At 47.2% G+C, this 16620-nt stretch carries 12 protein-coding genes; 10 read left to right on the top strand and 2 right to left on the bottom strand.

Annotation, left to right across the window (positions count from 1 at the left end):
* Nucleotides 1-68: 68 nt before the first annotated feature.
* Both AC3WQ3_RS18360 and AC3WQ3_RS18355 read right to left on the bottom strand, forming a co-directional pair.
* On the bottom strand, nucleotides 69-1301 hold the full coding sequence (locus AC3WQ3_RS18360; RefSeq protein ID WP_492473060.1) for an aminopeptidase: 1233 nt from the start codon (nucleotides 1299-1301) through the stop codon (nucleotides 69-71).
* Nucleotides 1302-1384: 83 nt separating this feature from the next.
* Entirely contained in the window at nucleotides 1385-2620 is a 1236-nt protein-coding gene (locus tag AC3WQ3_RS18355; protein WP_336780135.1) for an aminopeptidase, read from the bottom strand.
* A gap of 215 nt (nucleotides 2621-2835) precedes the next feature.
* Here AC3WQ3_RS18355 and AC3WQ3_RS18350 point away from each other — a divergent pair, with 215 nt between their 5' ends.
* From AC3WQ3_RS18350 to AC3WQ3_RS18305, 10 genes are all read left to right on the top strand, one after another.
* The gene (locus AC3WQ3_RS18350) at nucleotides 2836-3108 is read left to right on the top strand and encodes a hypothetical protein (protein ID WP_336780136.1); all 273 of its coding nucleotides are present in this window, start codon (nucleotides 2836-2838) and stop codon (nucleotides 3106-3108) included.
* A 177-nt stretch (nucleotides 3109-3285) separates the two neighbouring features.
* The gene (locus AC3WQ3_RS18345; RefSeq protein WP_492473058.1) at nucleotides 3286-4095 is read left to right on the top strand and encodes an MBL fold metallo-hydrolase; all 810 of its coding nucleotides are present in this window, start codon (nucleotides 3286-3288) and stop codon (nucleotides 4093-4095) included.
* A gap of 164 nt (nucleotides 4096-4259) precedes the next feature.
* Nucleotides 4260-5261 carry an aldose 1-epimerase gene (locus tag AC3WQ3_RS18340; protein WP_492473057.1) on the top strand — a complete coding sequence of 334 codons (1002 nt, stop codon included), beginning with the start codon at nucleotides 4260-4262 and terminating at the stop codon, nucleotides 5259-5261.
* 149 nt (nucleotides 5262-5410) lie between these two features.
* Nucleotides 5411-6799 carry a class II fumarate hydratase gene (fumC, locus tag AC3WQ3_RS18335; RefSeq protein ID WP_095358020.1) on the top strand — a complete coding sequence of 463 codons (1389 nt, stop codon included), beginning with the start codon at nucleotides 5411-5413 and terminating at the stop codon, nucleotides 6797-6799.
* A gap of 280 nt (nucleotides 6800-7079) precedes the next feature.
* Nucleotides 7080-9818 carry a CHASE3 domain-containing protein gene (locus AC3WQ3_RS18330; RefSeq protein ID WP_492473056.1) on the top strand — a complete coding sequence of 913 codons (2739 nt, stop codon included), beginning with the start codon at nucleotides 7080-7082 and terminating at the stop codon, nucleotides 9816-9818.
* Nucleotides 9819-10074: 256 nt separating this feature from the next.
* Nucleotides 10075-11685 (top strand): PucR family transcriptional regulator, encoded by a 1611-nt coding sequence (locus AC3WQ3_RS18325; protein ID WP_336780140.1) that lies wholly within the window; start codon nucleotides 10075-10077, stop codon nucleotides 11683-11685.
* Nucleotides 11686-11987: 302 nt separating this feature from the next.
* Nucleotides 11988-13493: a factor-independent urate hydroxylase gene (gene pucL, locus AC3WQ3_RS18320; protein ID WP_336780141.1), complete on the top strand. Its 1506-nt coding sequence runs from the start codon at nucleotides 11988-11990 to the stop codon at nucleotides 13491-13493.
* Complete coding sequence (gene uraH, locus AC3WQ3_RS18315; protein ID WP_492473055.1) at nucleotides 13493-13870, top strand: hydroxyisourate hydrolase; 378 nt, start codon at nucleotides 13493-13495, stop codon at nucleotides 13868-13870. The genes pucL and uraH overlap by 1 nt, the downstream gene beginning before the upstream one ends.
* Nucleotides 13871-13911: 41 nt before the next feature.
* On the top strand, nucleotides 13912-15327 hold the full coding sequence (gene allB, locus AC3WQ3_RS18310; RefSeq protein ID WP_492473054.1) for an allantoinase AllB: 1416 nt from the start codon (nucleotides 13912-13914) through the stop codon (nucleotides 15325-15327).
* The gene (locus AC3WQ3_RS18305) at nucleotides 15314-16615 is read left to right on the top strand and encodes a Zn-dependent hydrolase (protein ID WP_354484479.1); all 1302 of its coding nucleotides are present in this window, start codon (nucleotides 15314-15316) and stop codon (nucleotides 16613-16615) included. The genes allB and AC3WQ3_RS18305 overlap by 14 nt, the downstream gene beginning before the upstream one ends.
* Nucleotides 16616-16620: the final 5 nt, after the last annotated feature.

Here is a 16620-nt window from a genome sequence, read left to right as displayed (position 1 = left end):
CAGTCATTCTGGTCTGCAAGACAGCCTTAAGATATCGATACAGCGTGATTATTCATTGGAAAAGAAGCTTAAAATGCCCAATCTCCATTCAGGAAGACCGCTTCCCGTTCTCCGCTTGCAGTAATGCCATAAATGTTGGTTTCCGGAGATCCCATCATGAAGTCTACATGCGTGATGCTGGAATTCATACCACGAGAAGCAAGTTCTTCGGAGGACATGGTTTTCCCGCCTTCCATATTGAAGGCATAGGAACTGCCGATCGCGAGGTGGCATGAGGCGTTCTCATCATAAAGCGTCGTGTAATATAGAATGCCGCTCTCGGAGATCGGAGAATGGAAGGGTACAAGTGCAACCTCACCTAGATAGTGAGATCCTTCATCCATGTTGATTAATCTTTCCAGCGTATCATGACCTTCTTCCGCATGAAAATCAACGATTCGGCCATTTTCAAATGTGAGAGAGAAGCGATCGATAATACTTCCGCCATAACTCAGCGGTTTGGTGCTGGACACTGTACCGTTGACGCCGTGTTTGCTAGGAGCAGTGAATACTTCCTCTGTCGGAATATTAGCTACGAAGCGAGTCCCTTGTTCATTTACACTACCTGCTTGTGCCCAGATATGACCTTCAGGTAGTTCAACCGTCAGATCCGTTCCAGGGGAGACAAAATGGAGTGCTTTATACTTTTTGCTGTTTAAGGCAACTGCTTTATGTTCCAATCGATCGATATGCTGTTCCCAAGCTTCAACTGGATGATCCAAATCTGCTCTGACAGCGGCAAAGATGGCTTCCCAAAGCTGATTCATCTGCTCAGCAGCAGGCAGGTCGGGAAACACTTTTGCAGCCCAGTCCGGTGAAGGGCAGGCAACACCTGTCCAGCTCATTTTGTCAGCCTGCTGATACTGTCGGTATTTGGCCATGGCTTGTCCATATGTACGCTGATGGGTCGAAATTCGTTCAGGATCAATTCCTTTGAGCAGATCTGGGCTTGAAGAGAGTACGGTCAGAAAGGCAGCATTGTTCGCTGCAAGCTCTTCAAGTTCCGCAGCATGCCACTTGGGCGGCTCCTGGAATGACTCCAATGGAGCCATCTCAAATCTTAGGCGGTTGACGGTTTCATCTCCATATTTTACGATGACTTGTTTGGCCCCGGCTTCGTATGCTTTACGAACGAGCAGGCGTACAAATTCAGCGGTATCGATCATGGCGCTGATGACCAGAATTTGACCGGGTTGTACGTTGGCCCCCACCTTAACTGCCAGCTCGGCATAACGATCCAATTTTTGTTCAAAACTTAACATGGTAGTGACCTCCGTATCTATAATTTCACCTGCTTACGCAGGAAAAGAGAGGAGTATTCTCCTCTCTTCATGTAGCATAAAAATTAGAATGCCCAGTTACCTTGCAGGAAGATCGGTTCTTCTTTTCCTTCAGAAGTGACACCGTGAATGTTCATGTCAGCTGATCCAACCATGAAATCCACATGGGTAAGGCTCGAGTTCAGACCATTATCGATGAGTTCTTGCTTCGACATCGTTTTGCCGCCTTCCAGGCAGAATGCATAGGCATTACCGATGGCCAAGTGGTTGGATGCATTTTCATCGAACAAGGTGTTATAGAACAGAATGTTCGTATCGGAAATCGGTGATTTATGGGGAACAAGAGCGACCTCACCCAGATAGTGCGCACCTTCATCCATTTCGATGAGGTTTTGCAGGGCATCATGTCCTTGCTCGGCAGTAAAATCAACAATACGGCCATTCTCGAATGTCAGAGAGAAACCATCGATCAGATTACCACCATAGCTGAGTGGCTTGGTGCTGCGAACGGTGCCATTGACACCCGTTTTCAGCGGAGCCGTAAATACTTCCTCTGTTGGCATGTTGGCGATGAAGACATGACCCTGTTCATTCACACTGCCACCGGATACCCAGATGTGTCCTTCTGGAAGCTCAATGGTCAGATCTGTTCCAGGGGCAGTATAGTGAAGTTTCTTATATTTTTTCGTATTGAGCAGATCGGCACGGGAATCGAGGTTTTGCAGATGTGTTTTCCATTCGGAAACAGCATCCTGCTCGCCAATACGAACAGTTTTGAAAATAACATCCCATAGCCTATCCACTTGCTGCTCCGCAGGCAGATCAGGGAAAACTTTGGCAGCCCATTCCGGGGAAGGTACCGCAACGATTGACCAGCTGAATTTATCAGCCATCTGATAGGCGCGATATTTCTCCAGTGCTTTTCCGCGCACTTTTTGACTGGTAACAATACGTTCTTGAGCCACACCGTTCAAGAGATCGGGGTTTTCCGCGATGACATGCAGGATGGCAGCCCCTTCTTCTACGAGTTCTGTCATTTCACCCGCAAACCATTTTGGTTCGATAGAGAATGCCTCATCCGGTGCGAGATCATACTGAAGACGTGTTACGGTTTCATCACTCCAGTTTACTTTGACCAGCTTGGCACCTGTTTCATAGGCAGCCTTCACGATCTTGCGTACAAAGTGTGCTGCAGTGATTGGTGCATTTACAACGAGTGTTTGTCCAGGATGGACGTTTACTCCCACTTTAACAGCTAGTTCCGCGTACTGCTGTAAATGAAGTTCAAAATTATTATTCATGCTATATTCTCCTCCTGTAATATAAGGTTTCCGTAGCTCGTTCACTGGAACATGAAGCCCTCAAATCATGTATGTAAGGATACCCCCGAGGACCTTCATTTGAATAAGGTATACGTTGCTACGATATATATTGTACAATTAACCAATAATAATTACCAAACTAGGTTTACCATAATTGTTGTAGACCTGTTACAGATGAGAGATTAAAGGAGTGTATGTTGGTGAATATCGAAATTATTCGTGCTGAGATGCGTCGGGAAGACGAGAAATCCTATATAGGAACAACCGTTTTTCGTGCAGAAGGGGAAAAGTCCATTTATGAGGTAACGTTCATGAGCAAGAACGGCAAAGATTGGGATTATAGCCTCCATTTCACGGAGCAATCCGGTGATGAAGAAGAGCTTCTGCGGATGGACGAGCTGCTCGAAAAAGACGACGATGTATACGACAAGCTGCTCGACGCGGCTTTGGATGCTTTTCCTGCATAATCAGAACATAGGAAGTTGTTCTATTATGTGAATGAACAGACTATACTAGACGGTGTGTGCCCGAACGGGTATGCATCGTCTATTTTTAATTAGATGAAAGGGAATAGATCTCCCAAAAAGGGGCAGTCTATGGATGGCAAACAGAGGGACAATCGCCTGAATGGGAGGTAACCGTGGATGACATCTGACAATCTGATCACAGCAGGAATGACGGGGCTTGAAGAAGTCACGCATGATATCCTCAGTCTGCGTACATTATTTGTTAATGTAGTATTCATCGGTGAACCGGGAAGCAGGAACTGGATTCTAGTGGATACCGGGATGGCGGGATTTACGGATCATATTGTGCGGATCGCAGCAGAACGGTTTCAGGGACCACCGTCCGCCATCATATTGACACATGGTCATTTCGACCATGTAGGTACTGTAATAGAGCTTGAACAGTTCTGGGGTGTTCCCGTCTTTGCCCATTCAATGGAATTACCTTATTTAACGGGCCTTAAAGATTATCCACCAGCCGACCCTTCCGTAGGTGGGGGACTGATGGCAAGATTGTCATTTGCCTATCCGAACGAAGCAATTAACCTGGATGATCGCATCTTCAGCCTGCCGGAGGATCATTCGGTACCTGGTATGCCAGGATGGCGTTGGATCCATACTCCAGGACATACACCTGGTCATGTGTCGCTCTTTCGCGAGGAGGACCGTTTCCTGATTGCGGGAGACGCCATTATTTCGGTAAAACAGGAATCGCTATGGAGTGTACTGCTCCAGGATGAACAGATGCATGGTCCACCTGCATACTTTACGACGGACTGGGACGAGGCTCATCGATCCGTTCATGTGCTCAGGAACTTGGAGCCACGCGTCGTGGTCACGGGGCATGGACATTCGCTGACAGGTGATTTCTTGCGTGATTCGCTTGAGCAGCTTGATCTGGATTTTGAACAGGATGCTGTGCCGGAGCACGGCAAATATGTCGATTAAACGATATGAAATGAACATTTGGAGGACAGCCGCGAACAGTGCAGCTGTCTTTTTTGTCGCCTGATGATGAAAATGTTCTATATCACAGATTGGTATTTTGTGCCCAGTCATGATATATTCGAGCCGTATAATATAACCCTAGTATGCAGGAGGTACATATAACAATGACACAGAATTCAGCGTATGAGGAGCAATTTGGCGGAATTCCGGCGGTATGGCTTCGATTCAATCAATTTGAGGCGGCCGTAATTCCAAGCGTGGGTGCGAACCTGGTTGCGTTTCGTGATACAGAACGCGGTCATCGCTATCTTCGTGAACCTGATTTGAATAATATGGATGCATTCAAGGCTGCTCCGGCCGTGTACGGCATTCCGGTTCTTTCTCCACCGAATCGCTATGAAGATGGCCGCTTTCCTTGGAATGGCGAAATCTATCAATTACCTGTAAATGAACCTGCTACGGGCAATCATTTGCACGGATTTTTACACGAGGCAAATTGGAAGGTAGAAGGATATGGTACGACTGAACTGGAGAGTTATATCCTGCTGAGCCAAGAGATAAAAGAAGGACACCTTTACCATCAATATTTGCCGTTCACGTTCACGGTAACGCTTCGTTACTCTCTTGACAGCACAGGGCTCCAGCAGCAGCTGAAGGTTCGTAATAACGGAAAAGAGCGCATGCCCAATTTGTTTGCGTTCCATACAGCCATTAATGTCGCCTTTGCACCCGACAGTGATGTGTCGGACTATACCGCCAAAATCACCATCGGTCAGCGCCGTGAGCTGAATGAACGTTCTTTGCCTACCGGGCAATTTCAACCGCTTTCACCGAATGAGGAGAAGTTGAAGACAGAAGGGGTTAGCCCATTCTTCGAATCCATGGATAATCACTATACAGCGGAACCCCAGAATGGTCGAAATTATATGGAGCTCACGAACCAACGTACAGGGGACAAATTTGTTTATGATGTTGGAGCTTCATACAAACACTGGATGATCTGGAACAACAACACGGAAGGTGGATTCTTCTGTCCTGAACCTCAGATGAACCTGGTTAATGCACCGAATGTACAAGGACTACCTGCGGAAGAAATCGGATTAGTCGGACTTGAACCTGGTGAGATCTTCGAACAAGCCAGTCGTTTGTATCCGATCTATTCATAATTTCATGAGTCAATAAACGATTGCGTGTTTTGACGTACGCTTACAATTTTGTCGAAAAGGTGAAAATCCGAACGACAATCATGTATAATATGACGAGATGATTAAATTTTCGAGAAATAGAATTCATCTTTTTGGAGGAGGAAAATCAAGTGGAATACCGCATTGAAAGAGATACGCTCGGAGAGATGAAGGTACCAGCGGACAGACTATGGGGGGCTCAGACACAGCGCAGTAAGGAAAACTTCCCGATTGGTCGCGAGCATATGCCGATGGAAGTTATTCGTGCACTTGCCATTTTGAAAAAGAGTGCTGCAGCGAGCAACCATAAGCTCGGCAAGCTGTCTGCCGCCAAATCGGATGCGATTGCCTATGCAGCGGACGAGATCATTGCCGGTCGGATTGACGATCATTTCCCGCTTGTTGTATGGCAGACAGGAAGCGGCACGCAGTCCAATATGAATGTGAACGAAGTCATCGCCAATCTGGGTAACCAGCTTCTTGAACAGAAGGGCAAGGAAGAGCGTTTGCATCCGAATGACGATGTGAACATGTCCCAGAGCTCCAACGATACGTTCCCGACAGCTCTGCATGTTGCAGGTGTACTAGCTGTTGAAGACCAGCTCTTGCCAGCCATTGCTGTACTCAAATCTACCTTTGCAGACAAATCCGAAGCTTTCAAGGATATTATCAAGATCGGACGTACCCATCTGCAGGATGCTACTCCTATCACACTCGGACAGGAGATCAGCGGCTGGGAAGCGATGCTGGACAAGAGTGAGCGCATGATTCGTGATAGTGTTCAATATATGAAAGAACTGGCCATTGGTGGTACCGCCGTGGGTACAGGCATCAATGCTCATCCTGACTTTGGCGATTATACCGCCAAGGAGATCGGCAAACATACAGGTAAGGATTTTGTATCGGCACCAAACAAATTCCACGCACTTACAAGTCATGATGAAGTCGTTTACGCCCACGGCGCTGTTAAAGCGCTTGCAGCTGATCTGATGAAAATTGCCAATGACGTGCGCTGGCTTGCAAGTGGTCCACGCAGTGGACTTGGAGAGATCCGCATTCCGGAGAATGAACCGGGCAGCTCCATCATGCCGGGCAAAGTGAATCCAACCCAGAGCGAAGCACTGACAATGGTTGTAACGCAAGTAATGGGGAACGATGCTGCGATCGGATTCGCGGCAAGTCAGGGTAACTTTGAGTTGAATGTGTTCAAACCGGTCATTATTTATAACTTCCTGCAATCCGTACAACTGCTTGCGGACTCCATTATTGCTTTTAACGATAAATGTGCAGTGGGTATTGAACCTAATCTGGGTCAAATCGAACATAATCTGAACAACTCGCTTATGTTGGTGACTGCTCTTAATCCGCATATTGGATACGAGAATGCAGCCAAGATTGCGAAGCTGGCTCATAAAGAAGGCTTGTCTCTGAAAGAGGCTGCTCTGCAGACCGGGTTGCTTACCGAAGAGCAGTTCGATCAGTATGTGGACCCAGCGAAAATGATTGCTCCGAAGGCTTAAGTTTTTTTTATAGTGCAAAAACACTAGAGGAAGAAACGACCCGCATATGCAGGTCGTTTTTTCTTGTTAGGGATATATCCAAATCTTCTTGACTATGTCTGAATCCACCCACATGACCGAAATGCGTTTAACCCCAGAATGATAACCTTGTACTATGTCAATAGCGATATAAGCCTAGATTGGATATAATGCTTGTCAGACTTCATGTATCCATATAAACTACATATGCAGATCTAAATTGTTGTGCGTGAATTGATTGATTTCATTGGAGGTTTCCGCGTTGTCGAAGAAGAGAAGGTTTACGATACGCTCCAAAATTTTGTTGGGCTATCTAGTAGTTGTATTGTTATTTGGAGCTGCCTTGCTGGTTCTATCGGCTCAAATTAACGAATTGCAAAAAGAAAACGATTTTATAAGCCATCATGACCTCGAAGTACATAACCTGACCAATGCCATTGAGAAGGATGTACTCGATATGGAGACTGGACAGCGAGGATTCATGCTAACAGGAAAAGACAGCTACCTGGAGCCCTACAATCAAGCACTCTCGGAGTGGAATTCAAACTATGACCAGTTATACGGACTCATTAGTGATAACCCATCCCAACAGCAGAGATTGCAAACGATCAAAACGCATATTCTACGCTGGATTGAGGTTGCAGCAGAACCTTCCATTGCATTGAAAAATCAGGGTGATCAGGAGCAAGTGATTACGTTTTTCCAATCCGATCCGGGTAAAAACGAAATCGATTTGCTTCGTTCACAACTTGCAGGCTTTCGCAATACAGAAATTGCTTTGACGGAAGCACGAGTAACCAGTCTTGCCGAACGCAGTTCCACCCTGCTTACGATCATGTATACCCTGTGGGCTGCTATTGCAGCATTTTCAATCGGAGCAGCGATCATGGTCTCTGGTAATATTGTCAAAACGCTGCGTGACGTAAGACAAACTATTCGTGATATTTCCCAAGGCGGCAACTTGGCAGAACGGATTCATGTGCGAACGGAGGATGAAGTGGGTGACCTTGGACGTGAGACTAACAAGCTGCTCGATAAAGTGCAGGAGCAGAATCGCGTGAAGGATCAGCTTACGAATATCGCTACACTCCTGCAGAACCCGACTAATCTGGAGGGGTTGTCACGTCTTTTCCTGAACGAGCTTGCCATTCTGCTGGAGGTTCCCTACAGTGTACTGTACTACTGGAAGGATAATCGGCTCTTGCGCGTAGCTGCTTATGCAGCAGATGGAGACAAAGAGCACTCCATCGGCAAAGTTTCACTTGCACCGGGTGAAGGTCTCGTGGGACAAAGTGCGGTGGAGAAACGGATACTGCGTATGAATGACTTGCCACAGAACTATATTCGAATCTCTTCGGGACTAGGCCATGCTTCTGCAACATCTCTTACAGTCGTGCCTGTGATCTTCGAAGGACGAACGATCGCGGTCATAGAGTTGGCTTCATTAAAGCCATTGCAGGAGAACGAACTCGAACAGCTTCATGAATTAGTTGAAATATTCAGTGTATCTCTACACTCCACAGCGACACGCATGGAACTGCAGCAGTTATATGATGAATCCCAGGTACTGAACGAGGAGCTCCAAGCTCAATCGGAGAAGCTTCAGCTGCAAACCGAGGAAATGCTGTCACAAACAGAAGAACTGCAGATGCAAACCGAAGAGCTGCATATGCTGAACGAGCGTCTGGAATTGCAAAAACATGCAGCAGAAACGTCAGCGAGCGAGCTTGCGAGTGTAGCAGACCAGCTGCGAACAAGTTCGGGATATAAATCTGAATTTTTGGCTAATATGTCACATGAATTACGTACTCCCCTGAATAGTATGCTCATCCTGTCCGAGATTTTGGCTGAAAACAAACATGAGAACTTGAGCAGCGAAGAACAAAAATACGCATCGGTAATTCATACTTCAGGCAAAGATTTGCTTAATCTGATCAATGACATTTTGGATTTGTCCAAAGTGGAGGCAGGGGAGATGGACATTGATCTTGGCGAAGTTTATCTCGGCGTCCTGCCGGAGACGATAAATCAGTATTTCTTAAAAACCGCTGAGCAGAAAGGAATCGACTTCCGGATTCAGATGCAAAGCCATTTACCGGAAACGATCGTCACGGATGAGATGCGCTTGCATCAGATTCTAAGAAACCTGCTCTCTAACGCATTTAAGTTTACAGACGAAGGCGAAGTTGCTCTGACGATCTCCCGAATGAATCTGGTAAGCCCGGAAGCAGGTGGCTCAGAGACGGATGTTATTGCATTTTCGGTCAGTGATACGGGGATCGGCATTGCAGACGATAAGCTGCTGCAGATCTTTGATGCATTCAAACAAGCGGATGGCGCGACTGCAAGGAAATACGGTGGAACCGGACTCGGCTTGTCCATTTCCCAATCTCTTGCGACTTTGCTCGGGGGTTCCATATCGGCGACCAGTCGTGAAGGACAGGGCAGTGTATTTACTCTTTTCTTGCCATTGAGACCAGAGGAGCCTGAGACAAGGAATAACTCACGACTATTCTTGAACGAAGCAGCTACAACGATTCCCATCGTGGGATCTCTATCTAATACATCAAAGGATGAGATTCTACTGACACCTCTGGAAGAATCGTTATTAAGGGGGCGCCAAGTTTTTGTCGTAGATGACGATATTCGTAACGTATATGCTCTTGCGAATGCACTTGAACAGTATGGCATGCATATCATTACCGCGCAGAACGGGTATGAATGTCTGGAGATGCTGGAACGCGGGGAAGCCAATCCCGATATTATTTTGATGGATATCATGATGCCGGAACTGGACGGTTACGATACGACTCGTCAGATTCGGGAGCGATTGAAGCTTACCCAGCTGCCAATCATTGCATTAACGGCTAAAGCCATGAAAGAAGATCGTGATAAATGTATTGCAGCAGGTGCCTCGGACTATATTAGCAAGCCACTGAATATCAAAGAGGTAATATCCCGAATGAAATTGTGGCTTAGTCCGGAAACGCTAGAGATTTAAGAACTTATTTACCGCAAATCAATCATTTCATACACGTTATAAAACCAATGATAAATTGCCAAGCTCACGCTGCAATGATGTCATTGGTTTTATTTTTGTCATGTAAGCTCTGAAATCAAATTTGATGTTATAATACTTAACAAATAGTTTGATTCCGATGAAGTGAATGGGTTGTGAACCCTGGGGAAGAGCTTTTCATTTCCATTATAAGAGAAAAATATAACTCAATAAGTTATATATATGGGAGGTTGTGTCTATGCAGCTTACGGTTAAAGAGGCTTTGCAAGTATATCCGTTGTCTGAGGCCAGACTCGTTGCCGGCGGGGAGGGGACTTCACGGATGATGAAATCCGTTAACGTCATGGACGCCCCAGATATCGCGGATTGGATTAAATCCGGAGAGTTGTTATTCACAACCGCTTTTATCATGAAAGACAATGAAACAGATGCCCTTCGATTAATGCGCAGACTAAATGACCGCGGATGTGCAGGACTCGGCATTAAACTCGGACGTTTCTGGCAGTCCATTCCCCAAGGGATCATAGAAGAGGCGGACCGATTACGTTTGCCGCTGCTGGAATTGCCATTCCAGTTCACGTTTTCGGACCAAATGAATGCTCTGTTCAAGGCGGAACACGAGCGAAGTCACCGGCTGCTGCATGAGGTTGTACAGAAACAGAAGAAGCTGATGCATTTTGCATTACAACAGCAGCAGCAGCATCGAAATGTGTTTGCCGAGCTTGCGACCGTATTAAACTACCCGCTTGCAGTTATAGGCTCCAGGGGACATGTACTCTATGGGAGTGAGACGCTTGCCGGAGATGCACTGGTACAGGGGTGGCCATGGAAATCCGTTATGCATCGCGTGAAATGGAATCAGGGCAGTTGTCATCGGGTTCCCATCAAACAAAATGATGAAGAGTACGGGTTTCTGCTCGTGTTTACAGATTCAGCCCTCTCCCTGCGGGCAGAGGAAGAATTATTTCAGCAGGCTGCGGACGTTCTGGCATTTTATATGGATATGACCTATCGTGAACACATTAATCCGACCGTACAGGATGAGATGCGTACATTATTGACCCAATACCTCGATAACAAAATGACGGTGGAGGAGCTGACCAGACTCAGTGAGAACAAAGGCGTTCATCTGTTCCAGGGTACTTATCAATGCGTGCTCATTACGCTGGAACCTTCGGTTTTCGCCGAGGGGAAGCTGCTGAAGCAAATTCATCGTGAACTGCAATATAATCCATTGATGCAATTTACGGCGTCGCAGCATTTTCAGATGGAAGATGGCATTCTGTCAATATATACATGCCCGACAGGGCGCGACTATGGGGAGGAACTTTCGAGTTTTCTACTTAGTCGCTTCGCGGATGTATTATCTGCTCAGGAGGCAAAAGGAGCATCTGTGCCGAGATTCTGGATTAGCAAAATGAAACATGAGCCCAAATCATTACGTGAAGCTTATCAGGAATGCCTGGATACCCGGCAGCTGGCACGCCGCTTCGGAATGAAGGATCGCGCACTCCAGTTCGAGATGTTGGAGTTTGCCTATGTGTTCCAACATGTCCCGGATAACATCATGGAGAATTACTGTAATAAAGTGTTGGAACCTCTGCTGGCTAGAGATGGGGACCCTAATCACATATTAATGAACACACTCGAATCTTTCATTGAGAACGATGGACTGATCAACGAAGCTGCGAAGCAGCTGTTTGTTCACCGCAACACCATTACGTACCGCATGGAGAAAATCGGAAGTCTGCTGCAGATGGACTTTAAAAAAACGAATGACTTGTTAAAGTTAAAACTGGTATTTACGTTCCGTAAATTTGGCCGGGATAAAAGAACCGAAAGACCATAAGGATGCATTAGACAGAGAGTGAACAGATCGCAGGTAGAAATGCACAACTCGAACAAATCCAGAGCTGCCGACTTTTGTGCTTCATAACTATCATCATAATTTAAATTGCAAACCGTACGCCCCTTATCTGGCGTACGGTTTTTAGATTATCTGACATGAAGACCCTTAATCCCTGTGCACAGATAACAGTTCGTGAATATGATGTTATGTTATATTACAAAATTGCGTACATATTATTGCTGCATCCTACCCTGGACCTTAAAATGAAGAACAACAATTCACAGAAGACCGGAGGTTCTGACATGAGCGATTTTATGAAACTCGTTAACAGCTGGTCTGTCACACAGTTCGTGCATACCTTTGGTGGCTTATTTGAGGAATCACCATGGGTGGCTGAACGTTCCTGGACTTTGCGACCCTTTAACTCATTAGAACACATGATGAATATCATGAAACATGTTGTTGAAACGTCTGATGATGACGTCATCCTGCAGCTGCTGCGCAACCATCCCGATCTCGGCGCAAGAATCAGCATGAGCAGCAATTCCGTGAAGGAACAAGCTGGTGCTGGACTGGATTCTCTCTCCCCTGAAATGTATGACGAATTGAATCAATTAAACAAGGAATATACAAGCCGATTCGGCTTTCCATTCATATTGGCAGTAAAAGGTCATACCGCTCAGTCCATTCTCGAATCGATGCGTCAGCGTCGTTCGCGAAATAGGGATGAAGAATTTCAAACGGCTTTAAATGAAGTGTTCAAAATTGCAACTATTCGTCTGGAGAAGTGGCTGGTTCAAATTGGGCATGAACATGAAATTGAACCAAAGGCTGCTGTGGTGCCGAAACGAACCATGTATTACGGCAAAGGTGACGTGTGGTTGTATCGCTCCTATGCCAAACCTCTAACCGGGATCGGATCAATACCGGAATCCCCTTTTACCGGAAGAAGCAATGTTCTCTTCGGCATGAACATTAAGGTAGCTGTGCAAGGGGATGCATTCCTGCCTTCGTTTACGGAAGGGGATAATTCCAGCATCGTGGCCACGGATTCCATGAAGAATTTTATTCTCAAACACGCTGCGAGTTATACCGGTGCTACGGTTGAAGGATTTCTTGCGTATGTGAGTCAGCTCTTTCTTGAGACATACCCTCAAATGATGAAAGTTCAGATGACCGCGGATCAGATCCCTTTTGAAGATGTACCCATTGGAGCCGATGGAAGTTATCGATCAAGCACGATGGTATTCCGGTATTCGCAAAATGATCGGGGTACGGCTGCAATAGAGGCAGAACGAAACGGTAATCAAATTGAATGGAGCAACCATTTCAGTGGTCTGGCTGATCTGCGACTGATCAAGGTCAAGGGTAGTGAATTTGCGGGATTTATTAAGGATGAATATACCTCACTGCCTGAGACAAGAGATCGTCCCTTGTTCATTTTTCTGGATATCAATTGGCGGTACCACGACCCAAGAGATGGAATGGACGATACGCGCGGACGTTACGTGGCCGCTGAACAAGTAAGTGATATCGCTGCTGCCGTGTTCCACGAATGCCGTTCTGCATCCATTCAACATTTGTTATACCAGATCGGACTCCGTGTATTGAAGCGTTTCGGGCAATTGAGTGAAGTATCGTTTGAATCCAACAATCGGACATGGGATACCGTGCTGGAAGAAGTGGCTGAAGGAGAAGGCAAGGTGTATACCGAGCCAAGGTCACCTTACGGGTTTCAAGGTTTTTCAATGACCAGGGAAGATCTTGAAGCAGAGGACACTGAGTCGAAGAGAGAAGGTAGATTGTAATGGCAGAGGCTGGAGGACGCATAACAACACACGTACTGGATACATCCCAAGGAGTACCAGCCGAGGGAGTTCGGATCACACTGCATCTGGTCCAAACGAATGGAGAATCGGAGTCCAGGATAAAAATTACCGAATCGGTGACCAATGGCGATGGCCGTTTGGATGCACCCTTACTGGCCGGGGGCCGTCTGGAGCAAGGCATGTATGAGCTTCATTTTGATGTCGAAAAGTACTATGCAGCTCGTTCACCTGAACAATCGGTGCAAGCATTGTGGACGGTTGTACCCATCCGTTTTGCCGTATCCGATACGGAAAGTCATTATCATATTCCTTTACTAATCGCTCCAGGAGGCTACAGTACATACCGCGGAAGCTGAACAATTTTGAACACAGGTTCTGACACAGGGAGGGCATCCAAATGGCAAATTTTGATTCGATCATCCGGGGAGCCCGGGTCGTGTTAAAAGATCGTGTTGAGCAGATGGACATTGGTATCCAAGATGGGAAAATCACAGCTTTATCCTCTAGCCTGAAGGTTGAGGAAGGAACTGAGGTAGTCGAAGCAGCCGGTTACACCGTTATGCCTGGCGTAGTGGATATCCATGTTCATTTTAATGAACCGGGGCTGGCCAGTTGGGAAGGATTCCGTTCGGGATCGGCTGCGCTTGCTGCAGGAGGAATTACCACTTATGTTGATATGCCGCTTAATGGAGTCCCGCCAACGACAAGTCCGGAAGCTTGGGATATGAAAAAGCAAGCCGCACAGGATCGCTCCTATGTCGATTATGCATTCTGGGGAGGGTTAGTTCCGGGTAATCAGCAGCAGCTAATGAACTTAGCTGAGTCCGGCGCAGCCGGATTCAAGGCATTTATGTCGGAGCCGGGCGGAGAAGGAGAGGACATCTTTGCGAGAGCCGATGAGCAAACGCTTTTGGACGGAATGCACGAGATAGCGAGACTCAATCGTGTACTTGCCCTTCATGCCGAAGATGAAGAAATGGTTGCACAGCTTGGCGCGAGAAGCATTGCCGAAGGAAAGACAGGGCCAATGGATTATGTAAAATCCCGTCCTGCAGAAGCAGAGGTCTTAGCCGTCACCAGGGCGCTTCAATATGGAGAACAAACCGGCTGTCCGCTGCATTTCGTGCACATCAGTACGAGAGAAGCGTTAGAACGAATTGCGGAAGCCAAGGGTCGCGGTCAGGACGTCACTTCTGAAACTTGTCCGCATTATCTGACGCTCACAGAACAGGATGTAGTTCGGTTGGGCGCTGTCGCGAAGTGTGCTCCACCTCTCCGCAGCAGCGCCGAACAAGAGCAATTATGGGATGCGCTGGCATCCGGGCTTATTGACGTCATCGCATCCGATCATTCACCGTGCCCGCCATCCATGAAACAGTCGGACAATTTTTTTGAAATATGGGGCGGTATTTCCGGTGCGCAGAGCACGCTGCTGATCATGCTGGATGAAGGTCATCTTCGCCGCAGTCTAAGCTTGCCTTTACTCGGAAGGGTCCTTGCTTTGCAGCCGGCCAGAAGGCTTGGGCTTGAGGGCAAAGGTGAAATTGCGATCGGTAAAGACGCGGACCTCGTGCTTATTGATTGGAATACCAGTACCACATTAAACGTGGACGATTTGCTATATACCCATAAACAGAGTCCGTATATCGGACGTACATTCGCATGCTCAGTAGCTGAAGTGTACTGCCGAGGGATTAAAGTATATAGCGAAAAGGGAGGGCTATCATCTAATCCTGCAGGTCAGTTTATTGCTGCTGGCTCGTATGGGAAAAATGGCACGCGCGGAACGGAGGAGTATCATGACAGAGTTTGAAACGTTCATGGGTTCCGAGACGGAAGAGCCGATTCTTCCTTTGCCGCAGCTGGAAGAAGTGAAGCTTCAAGGCATGCTGGATTGGCTGTCCACGTTCGGAGCTGATGCCAAAGGCGGCGTAACTCGCCTGTTGTATGACAAAGCCTGGTGCGAGGCACAGCATGCCCTGGCTGCACGGATGGAGCAAATGGGACTGCTTCCCGAATTCGATCAGTCCGGCAATCTATATGGCACGTTACGAGCTGCAGATTCTGCAGCAGGAGCTGAGCAGCTCCCCATTGTGACCGGCTCACACATTGATTCTGTCGTTTATGGTGGAAGGTATGACGGTGCCTACGGTGTAGCAGCAGGAGTACTCGCTCTGGAGTACTTACGACGACATTTCGGCGCGCCGAAGCGCACGCTGCAAGTGGTTTCGCTATGCGAAGAGGAAGGAAGCCGATTTCCCTTTGCCTATTGGGGATCACGAAGCATTACGGGGATCACCTCTCTTGAAGACATTCAACATTTGACGGATAAGGATGGAATAGCTTTTTCACAAGCGATTCGCGAAGCCGGATTCGGGTCAGACAGTGGCTACAGACCGGCTGCTCAAAAGTATGGTGCCTTTATTGAACTTCATATCGAACAAGGACAGGTGCTTGAACGACTTGGTCATTCGATTGGAATTGTATCCGATATCGTTGGTCAGAAGCGATTGAGTATTTCGATTAGTGGCGAAGCGAATCATGCGGGTACAACGCCTATGTCATGGCGGAAGGATGCACTGGCAGGTGCAGCCGAGATGATTACGGCGGTTAGGACGATTGCTATGGCAGCAGGTGAACCCCTTGTGGCAACTGTTGGCCGGATCACTGCTGTGCCTGGTGTAGGTAACGTGGTCGCGGCACATGCCGAATTCTCGCTTGATATCCGACATATCCGGCAGGAGAGTATTGATCGGTGCTGGCATGACATGCTTCAGGCATTTCTTCAGATTGCATCGAAACTGCAGCTTGAATTGAACTGGGAAGAACACTTGTCGGTTGCCCCGATTCCAATGAACGAACAGATCACAGCGGATATTCAGAATATTTGCAAACAGGAGCACCTGTCCTATATGCATATGCCCAGCGGAGCTGGCCATGATTCACAGATTTTTCAACCAGCCTGCCCGACAGCGATGATCTTTGTACCAAGTCAGGGCGGGATCAGTCACAGTCCCCTTGAATTCACAGCTGAGGAGGACCTGATGCGAGGATTTCGGGTTCTTGTTCAGCTACTTTATAAATACGGTTACGGGAGTTGATTGAC

The sequence above is a fragment of the Paenibacillus sp. FW104-T2 genome (assembly GCF_058789975.1).
Note: the sequence above shows the minus strand (reverse complement) of the source record. Positions and strands in the feature narration are given on the sequence as shown.